This is a genomic window from Enterobacter cloacae complex sp. P2B (genome assembly GCF_014895985.1).
Taxonomy (GTDB): Bacteria; Pseudomonadota; Gammaproteobacteria; order Enterobacterales; family Enterobacteriaceae; genus Enterobacter; species Enterobacter bugandensis.
In genome coordinates this window covers 110,594-126,924 of record NZ_JADBQQ010000022.1, presented here as the reverse complement: position 1 = coordinate 126,924, position 16,331 = coordinate 110,594, and the positions used below count along the sequence as shown (strand labels likewise).

The 16,331-nt window shown below is 62.0% G+C and carries 17 protein-coding genes and 1 pseudogene; 8 read left to right on the top strand and 10 right to left on the bottom strand.

Annotation, left to right across the window (positions count from 1 at the left end; translation table 11 throughout):
- Positions 1-10: 10 nt before the first annotated feature.
- The 5 genes from IM313_RS19160 to hpxU form a co-directional block, all read right to left on the bottom strand.
- Positions 11-748, bottom strand: coding sequence for an amino acid ABC transporter ATP-binding protein (locus IM313_RS19160; protein WP_008499843.1), 738 nt, complete (start codon positions 746-748; stop codon positions 11-13).
- Positions 729-1,385 (bottom strand): amino acid ABC transporter permease, encoded by a 657-nt coding sequence (locus IM313_RS19155; protein WP_080351084.1) that lies wholly within the window; start codon positions 1,383-1,385, stop codon positions 729-731. Before IM313_RS19155 ends, IM313_RS19160 begins: the two co-directional genes overlap by 20 nt.
- Positions 1,386-1,390: 5 nt before the next feature.
- Positions 1,391-2,050, bottom strand: a complete 660-nt coding sequence (locus IM313_RS19150) for an amino acid ABC transporter permease (protein WP_192970883.1) — start codon at positions 2,048-2,050, stop codon at positions 1,391-1,393.
- Between the two features lie 4 nt (positions 2,051-2,054).
- The gene (locus IM313_RS19145; RefSeq protein WP_045261681.1) at positions 2,055-2,837 is read right to left on the bottom strand and encodes a transporter substrate-binding domain-containing protein; all 783 of its coding nucleotides are present in this window, start codon (positions 2,835-2,837) and stop codon (positions 2,055-2,057) included.
- A 191-nt stretch (positions 2,838-3,028) separates the two neighbouring features.
- The gene (gene hpxU, locus IM313_RS19140; RefSeq protein ID WP_045261682.1) at positions 3,029-3,868 is read right to left on the bottom strand and encodes a MurR/RpiR family transcriptional regulator HpxU; all 840 of its coding nucleotides are present in this window, start codon (positions 3,866-3,868) and stop codon (positions 3,029-3,031) included.
- Between the two features lie 143 nt (positions 3,869-4,011).
- On the opposite strand from hpxU, the gene hpxW reads away from it, so the two are divergent.
- From hpxW to hpxZ, 4 genes are read left to right on the top strand one after another with little or no spacing between them, the layout of a single operon-like run.
- Positions 4,012-5,595, top strand: coding sequence for an oxamate amidohydrolase (gene hpxW / locus IM313_RS19135; RefSeq protein WP_192970882.1), 1,584 nt, complete (start codon positions 4,012-4,014; stop codon positions 5,593-5,595).
- 10 nt (positions 5,596-5,605) lie between these two features.
- On the top strand, positions 5,606-5,794 hold the full coding sequence (gene hpxX / locus IM313_RS19130; RefSeq protein WP_063943672.1) for an oxalurate catabolism protein HpxX: 189 nt from the start codon (positions 5,606-5,608) through the stop codon (positions 5,792-5,794).
- Positions 5,791-7,188: an AtzE family amidohydrolase gene (locus IM313_RS19125; protein ID WP_192970881.1), complete on the top strand. Its 1,398-nt coding sequence runs from the start codon at positions 5,791-5,793 to the stop codon at positions 7,186-7,188. Before hpxX ends, IM313_RS19125 begins: the two co-directional genes overlap by 4 nt.
- Positions 7,185-7,571, top strand: coding sequence for an oxalurate catabolism protein HpxZ (hpxZ, locus tag IM313_RS19120; protein WP_028012635.1), 387 nt, complete (start codon positions 7,185-7,187; stop codon positions 7,569-7,571). Before IM313_RS19125 ends, hpxZ begins: the two co-directional genes overlap by 4 nt.
- Positions 7,572-7,613: 42 nt before the next feature.
- Here hpxZ and puuE read toward each other — a convergent pair whose 3' ends face one another.
- The 3 genes and pseudogenes from puuE to IM313_RS19105 all read right to left on the bottom strand — a co-directional run bounded on the left by puuE (position 7,614) and on the right by IM313_RS19105 (position 10,017).
- A complete protein-coding gene (puuE, locus tag IM313_RS19115) occupies positions 7,614-8,513 on the bottom strand; it encodes an allantoinase PuuE (protein WP_370528594.1) in 900 nt (299 codons plus the stop codon).
- A pseudogene (gene hpxA, locus IM313_RS19110) lies at positions 8,467-9,301 on the bottom strand (allantoin racemase). The gene puuE and the pseudogene hpxA overlap by 47 nt, the downstream one beginning before the upstream one ends.
- Positions 9,301-10,017 (bottom strand): GntR family transcriptional regulator, encoded by a 717-nt coding sequence (locus tag IM313_RS19105; RefSeq protein ID WP_045630054.1) that lies wholly within the window; start codon positions 10,015-10,017, stop codon positions 9,301-9,303. The pseudogene hpxA and the gene IM313_RS19105 overlap by 1 nt, the downstream one beginning before the upstream one ends.
- A 144-nt stretch (positions 10,018-10,161) precedes the next feature.
- On the opposite strand from IM313_RS19105, the gene IM313_RS19100 reads away from it, so the two are divergent.
- Both IM313_RS19100 and guaD read left to right on the top strand, forming a co-directional pair.
- Positions 10,162-11,658, top strand: a complete 1,497-nt coding sequence (locus tag IM313_RS19100; protein WP_192970880.1) for an NCS1 family nucleobase:cation symporter-1 — start codon at positions 10,162-10,164, stop codon at positions 11,656-11,658.
- Positions 11,659-11,759: 101 nt separating this feature from the next.
- The gene (guaD, locus tag IM313_RS19095) at positions 11,760-13,076 is read left to right on the top strand and encodes a guanine deaminase (protein ID WP_192970879.1); all 1,317 of its coding nucleotides are present in this window, start codon (positions 11,760-11,762) and stop codon (positions 13,074-13,076) included.
- On the opposite strand, the gene uraH is transcribed toward guaD, so the two are convergent.
- Both uraH and uraD read right to left on the bottom strand, forming a co-directional pair.
- Positions 13,056-13,379, bottom strand: a complete 324-nt coding sequence (gene uraH / locus IM313_RS19090; RefSeq protein WP_049001593.1) for a hydroxyisourate hydrolase — start codon at positions 13,377-13,379, stop codon at positions 13,056-13,058. The two genes, guaD and uraH, sit on opposite strands and share 21 nt — an antisense overlap.
- The gene (gene uraD, locus IM313_RS19085; RefSeq protein WP_048960330.1) at positions 13,376-13,876 is read right to left on the bottom strand and encodes a 2-oxo-4-hydroxy-4-carboxy-5-ureidoimidazoline decarboxylase; all 501 of its coding nucleotides are present in this window, start codon (positions 13,874-13,876) and stop codon (positions 13,376-13,378) included. Before uraD ends, uraH begins: the two co-directional genes overlap by 4 nt.
- 239 nt (positions 13,877-14,115) lie before the next feature.
- On the opposite strand from uraD, the gene hpxO reads away from it, so the two are divergent.
- Positions 14,116-15,270, top strand: coding sequence for an FAD-dependent urate hydroxylase HpxO (hpxO, locus tag IM313_RS19080; RefSeq protein WP_048958408.1), 1,155 nt, complete (start codon positions 14,116-14,118; stop codon positions 15,268-15,270).
- Between the two features lie 15 nt (positions 15,271-15,285).
- Positions 15,286-16,320: a molybdenum cofactor-independent xanthine hydroxylase subunit HpxD gene (hpxD, locus tag IM313_RS19075; protein WP_192970878.1), complete on the top strand. Its 1,035-nt coding sequence runs from the start codon at positions 15,286-15,288 to the stop codon at positions 16,318-16,320.
- Positions 16,321-16,331 lie beyond the last annotated feature (11 nt).

Here is a 16,331-nt window from a genome sequence, read left to right as displayed (position 1 = left end):
TAAGTCCTTATCAGTTGAGGCCGCGCACGGAGGAGATGAACTGCTTCAGTTCCGTGGTCTGCGGGTTGGCGAACAGCGTTTTGCTGTCGCCCTGCTCCCAGACTTTCCCCTGGTGCATAAACACCACGCGGTCGCCCACTTCGCGGGCAAAATTCATTTCATGGGTCACGAGAATCAGGGTCATCCCCTCGGCCGCCAGCTGCTCCAGCACCTTGAGCACTTCGCCCACCAGCTCCGGGTCGAGCGCGGAGGTGATCTCGTCGCAGAGTAAAACTTTAGGCGACATCGCCAGCGCGCGGGCAATCGCCACGCGCTGCTGCTGGCCGCCGGAGAGGCTCGACGGGTAGTAATCCAGACGATCGCCAAGCCCCACTTTCTCCAGCATGCGCTGGGCCAGTTCGCGGCATTCGGCGGCGCTTTTCTTCAGCACCCGACGCGGGGCGAGCATCACGTTCTCCAGCGCCGTCATGTGCGGGAACAGGTTGAAGCTCTGAAACACCATCCCGACCGAGCGGCTGATTTCGCGCGCCTGAGAATCCCGGTCGGTAATGGTCATGCCGCCCAGCTTGATGCTTCCGTCCTGATACCCTTCCAGGCCGTTGATGCAGCGCAGCAGCGTGCTTTTGCCCGATCCGCTGCGCCCGATAATGGAGATCACCTGGCCCATATCGATATCCAGATCGACGCCCTTGAGCACGTGGTTATCGCCGTAGTACTTCTGCACCTGATTAATGGTGATGAGAGGCATTGAATTTGGTCTCCAGATAGCGGCTGTAGCGCGACAGCGGATAACACAGAATAAAGTAGCCCAGCGCCACCAGCGCAAAGACCTTAAATGGCTGATAGGTCACGTTGGTCAGCATGGTCCCGGCCTTGGTCAGCTCGATGAAGCCGATAATCGACGCCAGCGCGGTACCTTTGATCACCTGCACCGCAAAGCCCACCGTCGGGGCGATGCCGATGCGCAGCGCCTGCGGAGCGACCACGCGAAACAGGGTCTGTCCGAAGGTCAGGCCCAGGCAGCGCGAGGCTTCCCACTGCCCCTTCGGCAGGGCGCGAATGCTGCCGTACCAGATATCGAGCAGAAATGCGCTGGTGTAGCAGGTTAACGCCAGCGAGGCGGCGGTCCACGGCGAGACGTCGATGCCGAACAGCGCCACGCCGAAGAAGGCCAGGAACAGCTGCATCAGCAGCGGGGTGCCCTGAAACAGCTCGATATAGCCGCGGATAATGCGCTTCACCGTGCGTCCGCCCGTCAGGCGCAGCAGCAGGAGCGGCAGCGTTACCACCGCCCCGCCAACAAACGCCACCAGCGACAGCAGCACTGTCCAGCGTCCGGCCAGCAGCAGGTTGCGAATAATGTCCCAGTCGGTAAAGGTGGTCATCATGCCTACACCCCCAGCCATTTGCGTCCTGCCGCCATCATCAGCTGGCGCAGGGTAATCGACAGCGCTAAGTAAATCCCGGTTGTCACCAGATAGACCTCAAAGCTCAAAAACGTTCTGGACTGGATCAGGTTGGCGGCGAAGGTCAGCTCTTCATACGAGACCTGCGACACCACCGACGAGCCGAGCATCACGATGATGCACTGGCTCACCAGCGCCGGATAAATGCGCTGCAGCGCGGGCGGCAGCACCACGCGAATAAACGTCTGCAGACGGGTCAGCCCCAGCACGCGCCCGGCCTCCCACTGTCCTTTCGGCGTGACCTGAATGCCCGCGCGGATAATTTCGGTGCTGTACGCGCCCAGGTTCACCACCATTGCCAATAGCGCCGCCTCCCCCGCCGTCATCTTCAGGCCAAGATTCGGCAGGCCGAAGACGATGAAAAACAGCTGCACCACAAACGGCGTGTTGCGGATGATCTCCACGTAGCCGCCCCAGATCCGGCTGTACCAGGTGGTGCGTCCGCTGCGGATCGCTGCGCCGAAAATCCCGATTGCCAGCCCGCCGACGGTTGCCATTACCGTCAGCTGAATGGTGACCCACAGCCCGGCCAGCAGCTCCGGCCAGTGCGGCCAGAGGGCTGAAAAATCAAGTTGCTCCGTCATAGGCTCAGGCGCCAAGGTTTGCCGGCAGCGGGGCCTTCAGCCATTGCTCAGACAGGCCGTTCAGCGTGCCGTCCTTGATGCCCTGCTCAATCAGCGCATCCACTTTCGCCTTCAGGGCCGGTTCGTTCTTCTTCAGGCCGATAAAGCACGGTGAGTCTTTCAGCATAAAGCTCGGCACCGGGGCTTTATCCGCGTTCTGGCGCGAAATGGCCGCCACCACGAGGTTGCCGGTCGCCACGTACTGCACCTGGCCGGAGAGGTAGGCCGAGAGCGTGGTGTTGTTGTCTTCGTAGCGTTTCACGTTGGCATCTTTCGGTGCCAGGCCGGTCAGCACCATGTCCTCCACCGCCCCGCGCGTCACGCCGATGGTTTTTCCGCTCAGCGCGGCGGCGTCCTTCAGCTCGGCGCCTTTCGGGCCAAACACGCCGAGGAAGAACGGCGCGTAGGCGCGGCTGAAGTCGATCACCTTCTCGCGCTCCGGGTTTTTACCGAGGCTGGAAATGACCAGGTCCACCTTATCGGTTTGCAGGTACGGCACGCGGTTGGCGCTGGTCACCGGCACCAGCTGCAGCTTGAGCTTCATCTGTTTCGCCAGATAGCGCGCCATGTCTATGTCGTAGCCCTGCGGCTGCAGATCGGTCCCTACCGAGCCAAACGGCGGGAAATCCTGCGGAACGGCAATGCGAATGGTGCCGCGCTTCTCGATATCCTGAAGCTGGTCAGCCTTTGCCGGCAGCTGAGTGAAGAGACAGGCGGCCCCGGCCAGTGCAATAAACAGTTTTTTCATGGTGCTTCCCCGTAACGTTAACATGAAACAAAAGATTCTTTGAATGTGATTTTGCAACTAATGTGCCAGATAAGGCGAAGCGGGGAATTTTCTCTTAAAGCCTGATAAAACGCGAACGGGGCGAAAATACTCTCTATTTTCGCCCCGTTCAATTGCACCATTTCAATGCAAAGCACCAGTCTGATGCCCCATTATCGTTGTTCGAGTTCGTCCAGCTGCTGGTAGAGGGAGGCAATCTCGTGAATGCGCGGACGGCCTTTATCGAGAATGTCATGCAGGAAGGCGTTTGCCAGCAGGTTGATCAGGCTGTTGACCGAGGAATAACTGTCATAGGCGGAGACGCTGTCCAGCGGGGCGCAGAGCTGCCAGCTCGCCAGCGGAAATAAGCTGTGGGCCTGCGGCTCGCACATCAGCAGCACCGGAATACCGCTACTCTGAAGCTGCTGCATCAGCGGACGAATGATGCGCGGGCGGCGGCGGAAGGCCATCATCACCACCAGATCGTCCGGCGTTAGGTCCACCAGCTCCTCGCTCAGGCTCTGGCCCGGCTGCGGCAGGACCAGCACCTGACCGCGCGCCTGCAGCAGCTGCTGGCGCAGGTGGAGCGCCGCCGGATAAGCGTTACGCATGCCGATAATGACAATGCGCCGCGCCTTGACCATGCAGGCCATGGCGTCGGCAAACTGCTGCGCGTCAAGGGCATTGACCCACTGGGTCAGGTTCGCCATCTCCTGCTTGTAGTGGCGCGCCAGCAGCGTGTTGCCCTGCACCGCATCGCGGTTATCGGTGAGCGGCATCCCGCTCTGGCGCAGGGTGCGCAGCTCGTCGCGCATATCCTTATATTTCTCATAGCCCAGACGCTTAAACAGGCGGCTGACCGTGGCTTTCGACACCCCGCTCAGCTGCGCCAGCTCGGCGCTGTTGTAGCTGATCAGGTCGTCAAAATGGTCGAATATAAAGTCTGCCACCCGCTGCTCCTGCGGCGACAGCGACGGGTATTGTGCTTTCAGACGTTCATCCAGTTGTTCCATAGCGCCTCTGTAACTTTTGTTTCATCACATTATACCTTTCTTTATACGTATTCATTATACGTGCCAGTTTACTGAAACTTTTCTTTCAGAACTGGAACAGCTTTTGCAGCGCCTTGTGACTTTCAGTGTTACGAGGACTTCTCATGCAAAGCAACGTCTCCACGCACGGCATGGCCGTTGCGCCCCACCATCTTGCCAGCCAGAGCGCGCTGGCGGTGCTGCGCGAAGGCGGCAGCGCGATTGAAGCGATGGTCGCGGCGGCGGCCACCATCGCCGTGGTTTACCCCCACATGAACGGGCTGGGCGGCGATGGCTTCTGGCTTATCGTGCCGCCAGAAGGCGACCCCATCGCCATTGATGCCAGCGGCGCGGCGGGATCGCGCGCGACGCTTGCCGCCTACGACGGGCACACGCACATTCCCCATCGCGGACCGCAGGCGGCGCTGACCGTCGCCGGCACGGTGAGCGGCTGGGACGAGGCGCTGAAAGTCTCCCGCGAGATGACCGGCAAGTCGCTGCCGCTGGCCCGCCTGCTGGCCGACGCCATTGACTATGCGCAGCACGGCACGCCGGTCACGGCGTCTCAGGCCCACGCCACGGCCAGCAAGTTCGACGAGCTGAAGGACATGCCCGGCTTCGCGGAAACCTGGCTGGTGGACGGCAGGCCGCCGCAGGTCGGGAGTCGCTTTTACCAGCCCGCCATGGCCACGACCCTGACGCGCCTGGCGGAAGATGGTCTGGACAGCTTTTATCGCGGCCCGCTGTCGGACGTGCTGGCGCACGGCATGGAGACGCTGGGCATGCCCGTGACGCTGGCCGATCTTAACGCGCACGCTGCCCGGCGCACCGCGCCGCTGAAGCTGCAGCATCAGCAGGGAGAGATCTTCAACCACGCCCCGCCGACGCAGGGGCTGGTCTCGCTGGCGATACTCGGCATCACCGACCGCCTGAATATGGCGGAGGCCGACGACGCGGACACCATTCACCGCATCGTTGAAGCCACCAAGCTGGCCTTTGGCCTGCGCGATGCCCACATTACCGACCCGCGTGAGCTGAAAACCGAGATTCAGAAACTGCTGGATCCCTCAGCCCTGCAGGCGCTTGCCGACAGGGTTGACGACGGCCACGCCGCGCCGTGGGGAACCGGAAAAGGGCCCGGCGATACGGTGTGGATGGGGGTGATGGATAACAGCGGGCTTGCCGTGTCGTTTATCCAGAGTATTTATCACGAGTTCGGCAGCGGCGTGGTGCTGCCCGATACCGGCCTCGTCTGGCAGAACCGGGGGGCGTCATTCAGCCTCGACCCCGCTCATCTTCTGGCCCTCGCGCCGGGCAAACAGCCTTTCCATACCCTGAACCCGGCGGCGGCGCGTCTTAAGGACGGGCGCGTAATGGTCTACGGATCGATGGGCGGTGACGGACAGCCGCAAACCCAGGCCGCGCTCTTTACCCGCTACGTGGTTCAGGGCGTCCCGCTGCAGGAGAGCATCACCCGCCCGCGCTGGCTGCTGGGGCGTACCTGGGGGCAAACCTCGGACACGTTAAAGCTGGAAGGACGCTTTAGCGCTGAGACGATCGCTGAACTGCGGGCGCGGGGGCATGAGGTCGAACGCTTCCCGGACTTTAGCGAAGCTATGGGCCACGCGGGCGCGATTGTCCGCCACCCCAACGGGCTGTTTGAAGGGGCGTTTGACCCGCGCAGCAACGGCGCGGCCGCCGGATACTGAGGAGAAAACAATGACGACACAACAACCCGACTGGCAGGCGTATCTTGCGCAAATGGAGTCCGTGCTCGGCGTGACGCTGGACGATGCCCGCCGCGCCGAACTGCAGTTGCAGTTCAGCCGCATTGCCAGCATGGCCGCCCCGCTGATGGCGCGGCCGCTCGACGACCGTCTGGAGATCGCAGGAGTGTATAAAGCATGACGCTACACGAGATGAGTATCAGCGACATTCAACAGGCGCTGAGCGCGGGCGAGCTGAGCGCCCATGAGATTGCCCGCCAGACGCTGGAGGCGATTGAGCGAGTTAATCCGCAGATCAATGCCTGGACCACCGTGACGGAAGCACGCATGCTCGCCGAGGCCGAGAACATCGACACCCTGCGCCGCGAGAAGCGCCCCCTGCCGCCGTTGGCGGGCGTGCCCTACGCGGTGAAAAACCTGTTCGACGTTGCCGGACACACCACCCTCGCGGGCGCCGAGCTGTTCAGCCAGCGTCCCGCTGCGGCCGCTGACAGCTTCGCGGTGCGCCAGCTGCGCAGCGCGGGCGGGCTGCTGTCCGGCATGGTGAATATGGACGCCTACGCCTACGGCTTTACCACCGAGAACAGCCACTACGGCGCGACGCGTAACCCGCACGACCTGACGCGCATTGCGGGCGGGTCCTCTGGCGGTTCAGCCGCCGCCGTAGCCGCCGGGCTGGTGCACTTTTCGCTCGGCACCGACACCAACGGGTCGATTCGCGTTCCAGCCTCCCTGTGCGGCATCTATGGCCTCAAGCCCACCTTTGGCCGCCTGTCACGATCCGGCAGCCATCCGTTTGTCGCGAGCCTGGATCATATCGGCCCCTTCGCCCGCCGCGTGTGCGACCTGGCGTCCGTGTACGACGCGCTGCAGGGCCGGGACAGCAGCGACCGTTTTCAGGCAGAGAGCTCGCGCGAGCAGACGCGCCCCCTGCTAGACCGCGGGCTTGACGGCCTGCGCTGCGCGGTGCTCGGCGGCTACTTCACCACCTGGTGCGACGCACAGGCCAGAGACGCCGTGGCGCGGGTGGCGAAGGCGCTCGACGTGCAGGATAAGCTGCAGTTTCCGGACGCCGAGCTGGCGCGCTCCGCGGCGTTTATCATCAGCGCCTCCGAAGGGGGAAATCAGTACCTGCCCGCGCTTCGCCGCGAGCCCGAGCGCTTTGAGCCGCACTCCCGGGAGCGACTGCTGGCAGGCGCGATGATCCCCTCCGCCTGGTATATTCAGGCCCAGCGGTTCCGCGCGCAGGCGCGGCAGGCGTTTCACGCACTGTTTGCCCAGGCCGACGTGCTGATCGCCCCCGCGACGCCGCGCAGCGCCACGCGGATCGGCGAGCAAACCATGGAGATTAACGGTCAGCCGCTCCCCATCCGCGCCAGCATGGGGATGCTGACCCAGCCGATTTCATTTTTGGGCCTGCCCGTGACCACCGTTCCGCTGCGCACCGCACATGGCGCGCCGATTGGCCTGCAGCTGATTGCCGCGCCGTTTAACGAGCAGGCCTGCCTGCGCGTCGCGCGCGTGCTGGAAGAGAGCGGCATCACCGATGCCCGCCCGGCGGAGGTTGCAGCATGATCAATCACGATGACATTAACCTGCCGTGGGTGGTTGCCGAGGTGACCGCCGCGTTTTATCGCTATGAAGACGCGCTGGTGAGTAACAACATTGCCGTGCTGGACGAGCTGTTCTGGCACGACAAAAACACGGTGCGTCTGGGGGCGGGGGAAAATCTGTACGGTATCGATGAAATCCGCGCCTTTCGCGCGGCGCGCCCCGCCGCCGGGCTGCAGCGGACGCTGCGTCATACCGTCATCACCACCTTCGGGGAGGATTATGCCGTGTGCAGCACCGAGTTTACCCGTGAAGGTACGGAGCGGATTGGCCGCCAGCAGCAGACGTGGGTGCGATTTGCCTACGGGTGGCGCATTGTTGCGGCGCAGGTGAGTTTGATGGTATAGACCGGGTAAGGCGCAGCCGCCACCCGGCAAAACATCGCACAATTACTTCTGAAACGGATGCACTTCCCGCCAGTGGTCGGCAATCTGCTGGCGGGTACAGACCCACACCCGATCGTGCTGCTGCACGTAATCCAGAAACCGTTGCAGCGCGCGAAAACGCCCCGGCCTTCCCAGCAGGCGGCAGTGCATGCCGATGGACATCATCTTTGGCGCGCTTTCCCCCTCCTCGTACAGCACGTCAAAGCTGTCCTTCAGGTACGTATAAAACTGCTCGGCGGTGTTAAACCCCTGCGCGGTCGCGAAGCGCATGTCGTTCGCATCCAGCGTATAGGGCACGATCAGGTGCGGCTTTTGGGTGCCGTCGCCGCAGGCCACTTCCGTCCAGAAGGGCAGGTCGTCGCCGTAGTAGTCGCTGTCGTAGTCGAAGCCGCCGTGCTCCACCACCAGCTGGCGGGTGTTGGGGCTGTCGCGCCCGGTGTACCAGCCGGTTGGCGGCTTGCCGAACAGGTCGGTAAGAACCTGCACCGCCTTATGCAGGTGGTCGCGCTCCTGGCTGATGTCCATATTCTGATAGTGGATCCAGCGCCAGCCGTGGCTGACCACGTCGTAATCCGCGGTTTTGATCGCCTCAACAATCTCCGGGTGACGCGCCAGCGCCATCGCCACGCCAAAGACCGTCAGCGGCAGGCCGCGTTTTTGAAATTCACTGTGGATCCGCCAGAACCCGGCGCGGCTGCCGTATTCGTAGAGGGAGTCCATCGACATGTGTTTATCCGGGTAGCTGGCCGCGCCGATGATGTCCGACAGGAACTGCTCGGACCCGGCATCGCCGTGCAGAACGTGGTTTTCCGCCCCTTCTTCATAATTGAGCACAAACTGCACCGCGATGCGCGCCTCATTCGGCCACCGCGCGTGCGGCGGGTTGCCCGCGTAGCCGCGCAGATCCCGCGGATAATCCTGTTCGAAAAGCCCCATACCACCCCCAAAAGTTAAAATGGATTCAATGCCTGAAACTGCCCGCTTAACGGTTTGCTCTCCGGGAAGGCCAGATCCCCATGCTTGCTGGTCGAGAGCCCCAGCGCCACCAGCGATTCCACCATCTTCACCGCCGCGCTGACGCCGTCGATCACCGGCACGCGCAGCTCGCGCGTCAGCTCCTGCGCCAGCGTCGCCATGCCGCCGCAGCCGAGCACGATGGCGCCGCAGCCATCCTCTTTCAGCGCCTGTATACAGCGCGCGCGTACCTTCTCCTGCGCCAGACCGCTGCCGTCCTCCAGCGCCAGCACAGGAAGGTCGATGGCGTGCAGCGCTGCGCAGTGGTCCTGAAAGCCATACTGGTGCAACAGATGGCGGGCAATAATCAGCGTGCGCGGCAGCGTGGTGACCACCGAAAAGCGCGTCGCGACCAGCGTCGCCATATGCATGGCAGCTTCGGCAATGCCGATAACCGGCCCCTGCGCCAGCTCGCGCGCCGCCAGCAGTCCCGGATCGCCAAAGCAGGCAATAACGTGACCGTCCACGCCCTGCTCCCTGCCTTTTTTGATCTGTTCCAGGACACCGACGGCGGCGATGGCCTCATCAAAGTGGCCTTCTATAGACGGCACGCCCGCGCCCGGACAGACCGCGAGGATCTCCGTTCCCGGCGCCGCCACCGCGCGGGCCGCCGCGCCGATGGTTTCCGTCATCGCGAGGCTGGTGTTGGGGTTGATCACTTGTATACAGACAGACATTACGACTCCTTGTGGCCGGCAAACAGCCGGGCAAAATCAGGCAGGCACTCGCCCGCCCGCTCGAAGCAGAGGCTGGCAACGATGTGTTCAAAATGGTGCATGAGGGCATCGCTTAGCGGCTGCAGCGCCTTCTGGCGCAGCAGATCTACAAGCTGTTCGTGGTCGTTGCAGCGGCAGCCCTGACGCCACGGCGCGCCCCAGGTGGCAATCACCAGCGAGGAGCGCTGGCTCAGGCTTGTCACCATCTCCGTCAGCACCTGGTTGCCGGATATGGCCTGCAGTTGTATGTGGAAACTGGCGGAATGTCGGATTGCCGCCGGGCCGTCGTACGCCTCGTGCGCCTGCTGCTCCTGACGAATAATGGCCTCCAGCGCGGCAAGGTGCGGCGGCTGACAGTGCGCCAGCACGTCCGGCAGGTTAGCGACCTCCAGCAGCGCGCGGGTGCGGAAGATGTGCCGCGCCTCTTCCACCGTCGGGCTGGCGACGTGTGCACCACGTTTGGGCGTCAGGGTGACCATTTGCACAGCGGCGAGTCGTTGAAGCACCTTGCGGATGCCCGTGCGGCTCACGCCAAACACCTCGGCCAGCGCCTCTTCCGGCAATTTGCTCCCCGGCAGCAGCTGATGTTCCACAATCGCTGTCATCAATGCCTGGAAGATGGTTTCGTCTTTGTCATGCAGGTCTGGCGCGGTCTGCAGGGCGTTTATGTTGTTCATTTACCACTCCGAATTTTACTTTCCGTTATCGAATCGTATACATAAAAATAAAATATTGCATACAAGATTTATTATTTTGGCCTGGATCCTGCAACACCGTTTGCACTCCCACTCAACGGGTTTTCATTCACAGGAGCAGGTTTCATGCCAAACAGTCAAAACGCACAGCAGGGTACGGCCGCTGATTCCGGTGCGGTTTACAGCCCACGTCTTTGCAATGAGGATCTGGCACCGACGCGTGACCAGAACTGGAGCTGGTACAACATCTTTTCTTTCTGGATGTCCGACGTTCACAGCATGGGGGGTTACGTTGTTGCCGCGAGCTTCTTTACGCTCGGGCTGGCAAGCTGGCAGGTGCTGCTCTGCCTGCTGGTGGGGATCTGCATTGTGCAGCTATGCGCCAACCTGGTAGCCAAACCGAGCCAGATGGCGGGCGTGCCCTATGCGGTGATCAGCCGTCAGGCGTTTGGCGTCTTCGGGGCCAATATTCCGGCGGTGATCCGCGGGCTTATCGCCTTTGCGTGGTACGGCATTCAGACCTGGCTTGCCGCCAACGCGCTGATGCTGGTGGTGCTCAAGTTCTGGCCTTCTCTGGCAAGTCTTACCACCGGTGCCTTCCTGGGCCTGTCGCCGCTGGGCTGGATCTGCTTTGCCATCATGTGGGTTCTCCAGGCGATGGTCTTCTGGCACGGCATGAACGCCATTAAGCGCTTTATTGATATCGCCGGTCCGGCGGTCTATGTGGTGATGCTGGCCCTTGCGGGTTGGATTGTATACAAGACCGGTTTTGACGGGATCTCTTTCACCCTCGCCAGCAAATCCCTGAGCGTGGGCGAGCAGACCTGGCAGATGATCACCGCGACCGCGCTGGTGGTCTCCTACTTCTCCGGCCCGCTGCTCAACTTTGGCGACTTCTCCCGCTACGGCAAAAGCATGGGTGAGATCCGCCGCGGCAACCGCTGGGGGCTACCGTTTAACTTCCTGCTATTCTCCATCGTCACCGTGGTGATTGTCTCCGGCACCCAGTCGCTGTTTGGCCGCATGATCACCGACCCGATCGAAACCGTCAGCCGCGTAGGTAACGATCTGGCCGTGGCAATTGGCCTGCTGACGATGATCACCGCCACCATCGGGATCAACATCGTCGCGAACTTTGTCTCACCGGCGTTTGATTTCTCTAACTGCTCGCCGCAGAAGATCAGCTTCCGCACCGGGGGCATGATTGCCGCCGTCGGCTCGATCCTGCTCACCCCGTGGAACCTGTTCAACTCGCCGGAGCTCATCCATTACACCCTGGACGTGCTCGGGGCGTTTATCGGCCCGCTGTTCGGCATTCTGATTGCCGATTTCTACCTGATTAAGCGCGGCAAGGTGTCGGTAGACGATCTGTTCGACGACACGCCAAAGGGCAAATACTGGTACCGCAACGGCTTTAACCCGAAGGCCATTGGCGCGCTGATCCCATCCGTTGCTGTAGGTCTGGTGATTGGCTTTATCCCGGCCCTGCATGAAGTGGCAAACTTCAGCTGGTTTATCGGCGTCTTCCTCGGCGGCGTGACCTACCGCTGGCTGGCGCGGGAAGAGCGCGAGACGGCAGGCGCGGCCTCGTTCAGCTCCCGCGTGGCGACGCAAAAAGAGTAACCCCTCCCTCCGGCCGCAGTTTATCTGCGGCCCGTTCATTCTGGCATCGTTCTTGCTGAGCTTTTTCACCCCGCTACGCAAACACTAAGGCAGGACCCACGATGGAATACCAGACTGCGATACGCGGTGCATTTTTCGATATCGCGCAGGTCTGCGACAGCGCAGACGCCATTGCCGAGCACGCGCGCTACCTTGAGGACGGGCTGCTGTTTATCCAGAACGGAAAAATTCTGGCGCAGATGGCGTGGCAGGAGGGCGAGCAGTATCTCGACCCCCACAAAGGCTACACGGACCTGCGCGGCAGGCTGCTGCTGCCCGGTTTTGTCGACACCCACGTTCATTATCCACAAACGGAGATGATCGGCGCCTTTGGCGAACAGCTGCTGGAGTGGCTAACCACCTACACCTTCCCGGTGGAGAGCCAGTTTGCCGATGAAGCCTACGCGAAAGAGATCGCCGAATTTTTCATTAACCAACTGGTGAGCAACGGCACCACCACCGCGCTGGTGTTTTGCACGCTGCATCCGCAATCGGTCGAAGCGCTGTTTACCGAAGCCCTGCGCCTCAACATGCGTCTTATCGCCGGAAAGGTGATGATGGACCGGCACGCGCCGGACTACCTGAGCGAAGATGCAAAGCAGAGCTACCGGCAGACGCGGGAGCTGATCCAGCGCTGGCACCATCGGGGGCGGCTGGGGTATGCCATTACGCCGCGCTTTGCCCCAACGTCCTCACCCGAGCTGCTCGCCGCGGTCAGCCTGCTCAGAGAGGAGTTTCCGAATACCTGGCTGCAGACCCATCTCAGCGAAAACCCAAACGAAGTGGCCTGGGTGAACGATCTCTGGCCGGAGCACGAGCGCTATCTGGACGTATATCACCACTACGGCCTGACCGGAGAGCGCAGCGTGTTTGCCCACGCGATTCATCTGCACCACAGCGAGTGGCAGTGCCTGCACGACACCGGTTCGGCGGTGGCGTTTTGCCCCACCTCGAACCTGTTTCTCGGCAGCGGGCTGTTTCGCCTGCCCGCCTGCTGGCAGCACAAGGTGCGGATGGGCATCGGCACCGACGTCGGCGCGGGCACCACCTTCAGCATGCTGCGCACCCTGGGAGAAGCCTACAAGGTCGGCCAGCTGCAGAGCTACCGCCTGCGCGCCAGCGAGGCGTTTTATCACGCCACGCTGGGCGGCGCGCACGCCCTCAGGCTGGACGATAAGATTGGCAACTTCGCCCCCGGCAAAGAGGCGGATTTCGTGGTTATCGATCCTGACGTGACGCCGCTGCAGCGCCTGCGCAATCGCCGCTGTCAGGATATCTACGAGCAGCTATTTGTGCTGATGACCCTGGGCGACGAGCGCAACATCAGTGAGACCTGGGTCAACGGCGAGCGGGTGTGGTCAACTGCCCCGGTAGGTTGACCACCCGCCTGGCGCAATCACAAACGGCAGATGGAAGTGCTCGTCTGCCGCTTCTCCCGTCACAAACTCAATTTGCGCGCAGGGGTAGATCGTCTCCCGGCCGGTTGCGCGAAACCACCTGCCGATCTCCGCCACCAGCCGATAGCGGCCTGCGGGCAGGAAAGGGACAAATTCGGTGATGCGACCATTAACGTTGGTCACGCCCGTCGCCATGATTTCGCCCTCCCGTTCTAGGTGAACCGTCACGCCCGCGGCGGGTTTGCCCGTTGAAATATCGAGAATATGGGTGCTGAGCGTGCTCATTCGCTAATCACTCCTTCCAGCCGCAGCAGCGTAATTTCCCGCAACTGTTCCAGCGCCGCCTGAACTTCCTGCGCGTCGCTGTTTTCCAGCCGCGCGCGCAGGGCCTGTAATATCTCCTCGCCGCTGCGGCCCTTCGCGCGGATCAGAAATACGCGCCCAAAGCGGGCCTCGTAGCGGGCGTTACCTTCGCGCAGCGCCTGCGCAAGCGCCGCGTCCCGGTCATTCACCGCGCCCTGCTCCTGGCGCGACAGCGCCGCCTCCACCTGTGCACCCGCGGGCTTTTCCCCGATGCGCGGGTGCGCGCTCAGGGCTTGCGCTAACGCCACTTCGTCCCAGCGCTGCATCAGCGCCTGCGCCGCGATCGTCAATTCACTCCGGCTCGGGTAAGGCCGTCCACAAACCAGCGCCTCAGCCCAGCCGGGGAGCGCCACGCAGGGGGTGAGCAGCGCGAGAGCCTCTTTCTCAGGAAGATGATTGAAGTCGTGCAGTGCGATCATAGTGTCTCCTTTATTGTCCTCCCCCGGGTTGTTGCACAAACCACGCCACTCTTGTCGCCGATGTGAAACAGTCGATTCTGTATGGCTGGACAGGAAATTATTGATTCATAAAAAGGCATATTCACCGTGTTTGCGCACCTTAGCAGTGCAAACTCACCTCCCACAACGCCGTTTTCGCCACTCTGCAGCCTGGTACGCAAATTGCTGAATGTTTTTACACCCTGCAAAAGGAGAGAAGCATGAAAGCAATCGTCATTGGCGCGGGTATTGGCGGCCTGAGCGCTGCCGTCGCGCTAAAGAAAGCGGGCATCGACTGTACCGTGTTCGAAGCCGTAAAAGAGATCCGGCCCGTCGGGGCGGCCATCTCCATCTGGCCTAACGGCGTGAAGTGTATGCAGCACCTCGGCATGGGCGACATTATCGAAACCTACGGCGGTCCGATGCGTTTTATGGCCTACAAGGATTACCGGCGCGGCGACACCCTGACCCGCTTCAGCCTCGCCCCGCTGGTTGAGCGTACCGGCGGGCGCCCCTGCCCCGTCTCGCGCGCTGAACTCCAGCGCGAAATGCTGGACTTCTGGGGGCGCGACAAGGTGCAGTTCGGCAAGCGCGTGGAACACGTCCACGAAGACGACGCGGGCGTAAGCGTGACCTTTACCGATGGCACCACGGCAACAGGCGATTTTGTGATTGCCGCCGACGGCAGCCACTCGGCGGTTCGTCCGTACGTCCTGGGCTATACCCCGGAGCGCCGCTACGCCGGATACGTGAACTGGAACGGGCTGGTGAAGATTGATGAAGAGATTGCCCCGGCGCACCAGTGGACCACCTTCGTTGGCGAGGGTAAACGCGTGTCGCTGATGCCCGTCTCCGGCGGTCGTTTCTACTTCTTTTTTGACGTGCCGCTGCCCGCGGGCCTGGCGGAGGATCGCACCACCCTGCGCGCTGATCTCACGGGCTACTTCCGCGGCTGGGCGCCGCCGGTGCAGAAGCTTATCGCCGCGCTGGATCCCGATACCACCAACCGCATTGAAATCCATGACATCGAGCCGTTCGACAGCCTGGTACGCGGCAACGTCGCGCTGCTCGGCGATGCCGGGCACAGCACCACGCCGGATATCGGCCAGGGCGGTTGCGCGGCCATGGAGGACGCCGTGGTACTGGGCGAATGCCTGCGTGAAAACCACAACATTACGCTGGCGCTGCGGCAGTACGAAGCCCTGCGCTGCGACCGGGTGCGTGACCTGGTGCTGAAAGCGCGTAAACGCTGCGACGTCACCCACGGGAAAGATATGGCGTTGACGCAGGCCTGGTATCAGGAACTCAAAGAGGAGACCGGGGAACGCATTATCAACGGTCTGTGCGAGACCATTCAGGGCGGCCCGTTAGGCTGAACAAGAGGGACAACGATGAAAAGAGAACCGACACCACCCGCCCACTGCACGTTTGAGCCAGAGGACTGGCTGCGCCTGGCGAAATGCTGGCATCCGGTTGCGCGCGCCTGCGACGTCGGCCCGGCCCCCGTCAAGGCTACCCTGCTGGATGAACAGCTGGTGATTTACCGAATTAACGACCAGGTCGTGGTTGCCCGGGACGTGTGTCCGCACCGCGGCGTGCCGCTGACGCTCGGCTTTCACGACGAGCACGGGATTATCTGCCCCTACCACGGCTTACGCTTTGGTGAAGACGGGCGCTGCAACCGTATTCCGTCCAGCCCCGACCAGCCCGTTCCGGCGAAGCTGAACCTGATTAACTACGCGGTGGAAGAGCGCTTCGGCCTGATCTGGACCTGCCTGGCGTTTGACCCGGACAATCCCGTGCCGCTGCCCACCATGCCGCACTGGAGCGACGACGGATTTCAGCAGATCAACTGCCCGGCGTTTGAGGTGAACGGCTTCGCCGGGCGCCAGGTGGAAGGGTTTCTGGATGTTGCCCACTTTGCGTGGATCCATACCGATACCTTTGCCGACCCCAATAATCAGCTTGTCCCTATCTATCAGCCGCAGGAGACGCCCTTCGGTTTCGTGGCCGATTACTGGAGTTCCGTGAGCAACTATCCCGCCAGTTCACCCGTGCAGGCGCCAGAAGGGTTCCAGTGGCTGCGCCATTTTGAAATGCATCTGCCGTTTACCGCCACCCTGACGATTCATTTTCCGGGTGAATCGCGGCTGGTGATTATGAACGCCGCCTCGCCCGTCTCGTCACGGGTGACCCGCATGTTCGCGCCCATCGCGCGCAACTTTGATCTGCATATTCCGGTGGAGGAGGTGCATGCCTTTAACCTGCGCATTTTTGAAGAGGATCGCCTGATGGTCGAAACCCAGCGCCCGGAAAGTCTGCCGCTGGTTCTCACTCTGGAAGCCCATATTCCGGCAGATAAGAGTTCGATTGCCTACCGTCGGGGACTGAAGAAGATGGGCTTTGGCGAATTTTTCCTGGTATAACGGAGGCCAAT

What these genes read in the sequence shown, in the direction of transcription:
- IM313_RS19155 (WP_080351084.1), bottom strand. Translation starts at nt 1,385, where the DNA reads ATGACCACCTTTACCGACTGGGACATTATTCGCAACCTGCTGCTGGCC.
- hpxO (WP_048958408.1), top strand. Translation starts at nt 14,116, where the DNA reads ATGAAAGCAATCGTCATTGGCGCGGGTATTGGCGGCCTGAGCGCTGCC.
- uraH (WP_049001593.1), bottom strand. Translation starts at nt 13,379, where the DNA reads ATGAGCACGCTCAGCACCCATATTCTCGATATTTCAACGGGCAAACCC.
- IM313_RS19150 (WP_192970883.1), bottom strand. Translation starts at nt 2,050, where the DNA reads ATGACGGAGCAACTTGATTTTTCAGCCCTCTGGCCGCACTGGCCGGAG.
- guaD (WP_192970879.1), top strand. Translation starts at nt 11,760, where the DNA reads ATGGAATACCAGACTGCGATACGCGGTGCATTTTTCGATATCGCGCAG.
- IM313_RS19160 (WP_008499843.1), bottom strand. Translation starts at nt 748, where the DNA reads ATGCCTCTCATCACCATTAATCAGGTGCAGAAGTACTACGGCGATAAC.
- IM313_RS19105 (WP_045630054.1), bottom strand. Translation starts at nt 10,017, where the DNA reads ATGAACAACATAAACGCCCTGCAGACCGCGCCAGACCTGCATGACAAA.
- hpxD (WP_192970878.1), top strand. Translation starts at nt 15,286, where the DNA reads ATGAAAAGAGAACCGACACCACCCGCCCACTGCACGTTTGAGCCAGAG.
- IM313_RS19145 (WP_045261681.1), bottom strand. Translation starts at nt 2,837, where the DNA reads ATGAAAAAACTGTTTATTGCACTGGCCGGGGCCGCCTGTCTCTTCACT.
- hpxZ (WP_028012635.1), top strand. Translation starts at nt 7,185, where the DNA reads ATGATCAATCACGATGACATTAACCTGCCGTGGGTGGTTGCCGAGGTG.
- hpxX (WP_063943672.1), top strand. Translation starts at nt 5,606, where the DNA reads ATGACGACACAACAACCCGACTGGCAGGCGTATCTTGCGCAAATGGAG.
- hpxU (WP_045261682.1), bottom strand. Translation starts at nt 3,868, where the DNA reads ATGGAACAACTGGATGAACGTCTGAAAGCACAATACCCGTCGCTGTCG.
- IM313_RS19100 (WP_192970880.1), top strand. Translation starts at nt 10,162, where the DNA reads ATGCCAAACAGTCAAAACGCACAGCAGGGTACGGCCGCTGATTCCGGT.
- IM313_RS19125 (WP_192970881.1), top strand. Translation starts at nt 5,791, where the DNA reads ATGACGCTACACGAGATGAGTATCAGCGACATTCAACAGGCGCTGAGC.
- hpxW (WP_192970882.1), top strand. Translation starts at nt 4,012, where the DNA reads ATGCAAAGCAACGTCTCCACGCACGGCATGGCCGTTGCGCCCCACCAT.
- uraD (WP_048960330.1), bottom strand. Translation starts at nt 13,876, where the DNA reads ATGATCGCACTGCACGACTTCAATCATCTTCCTGAGAAAGAGGCTCTC.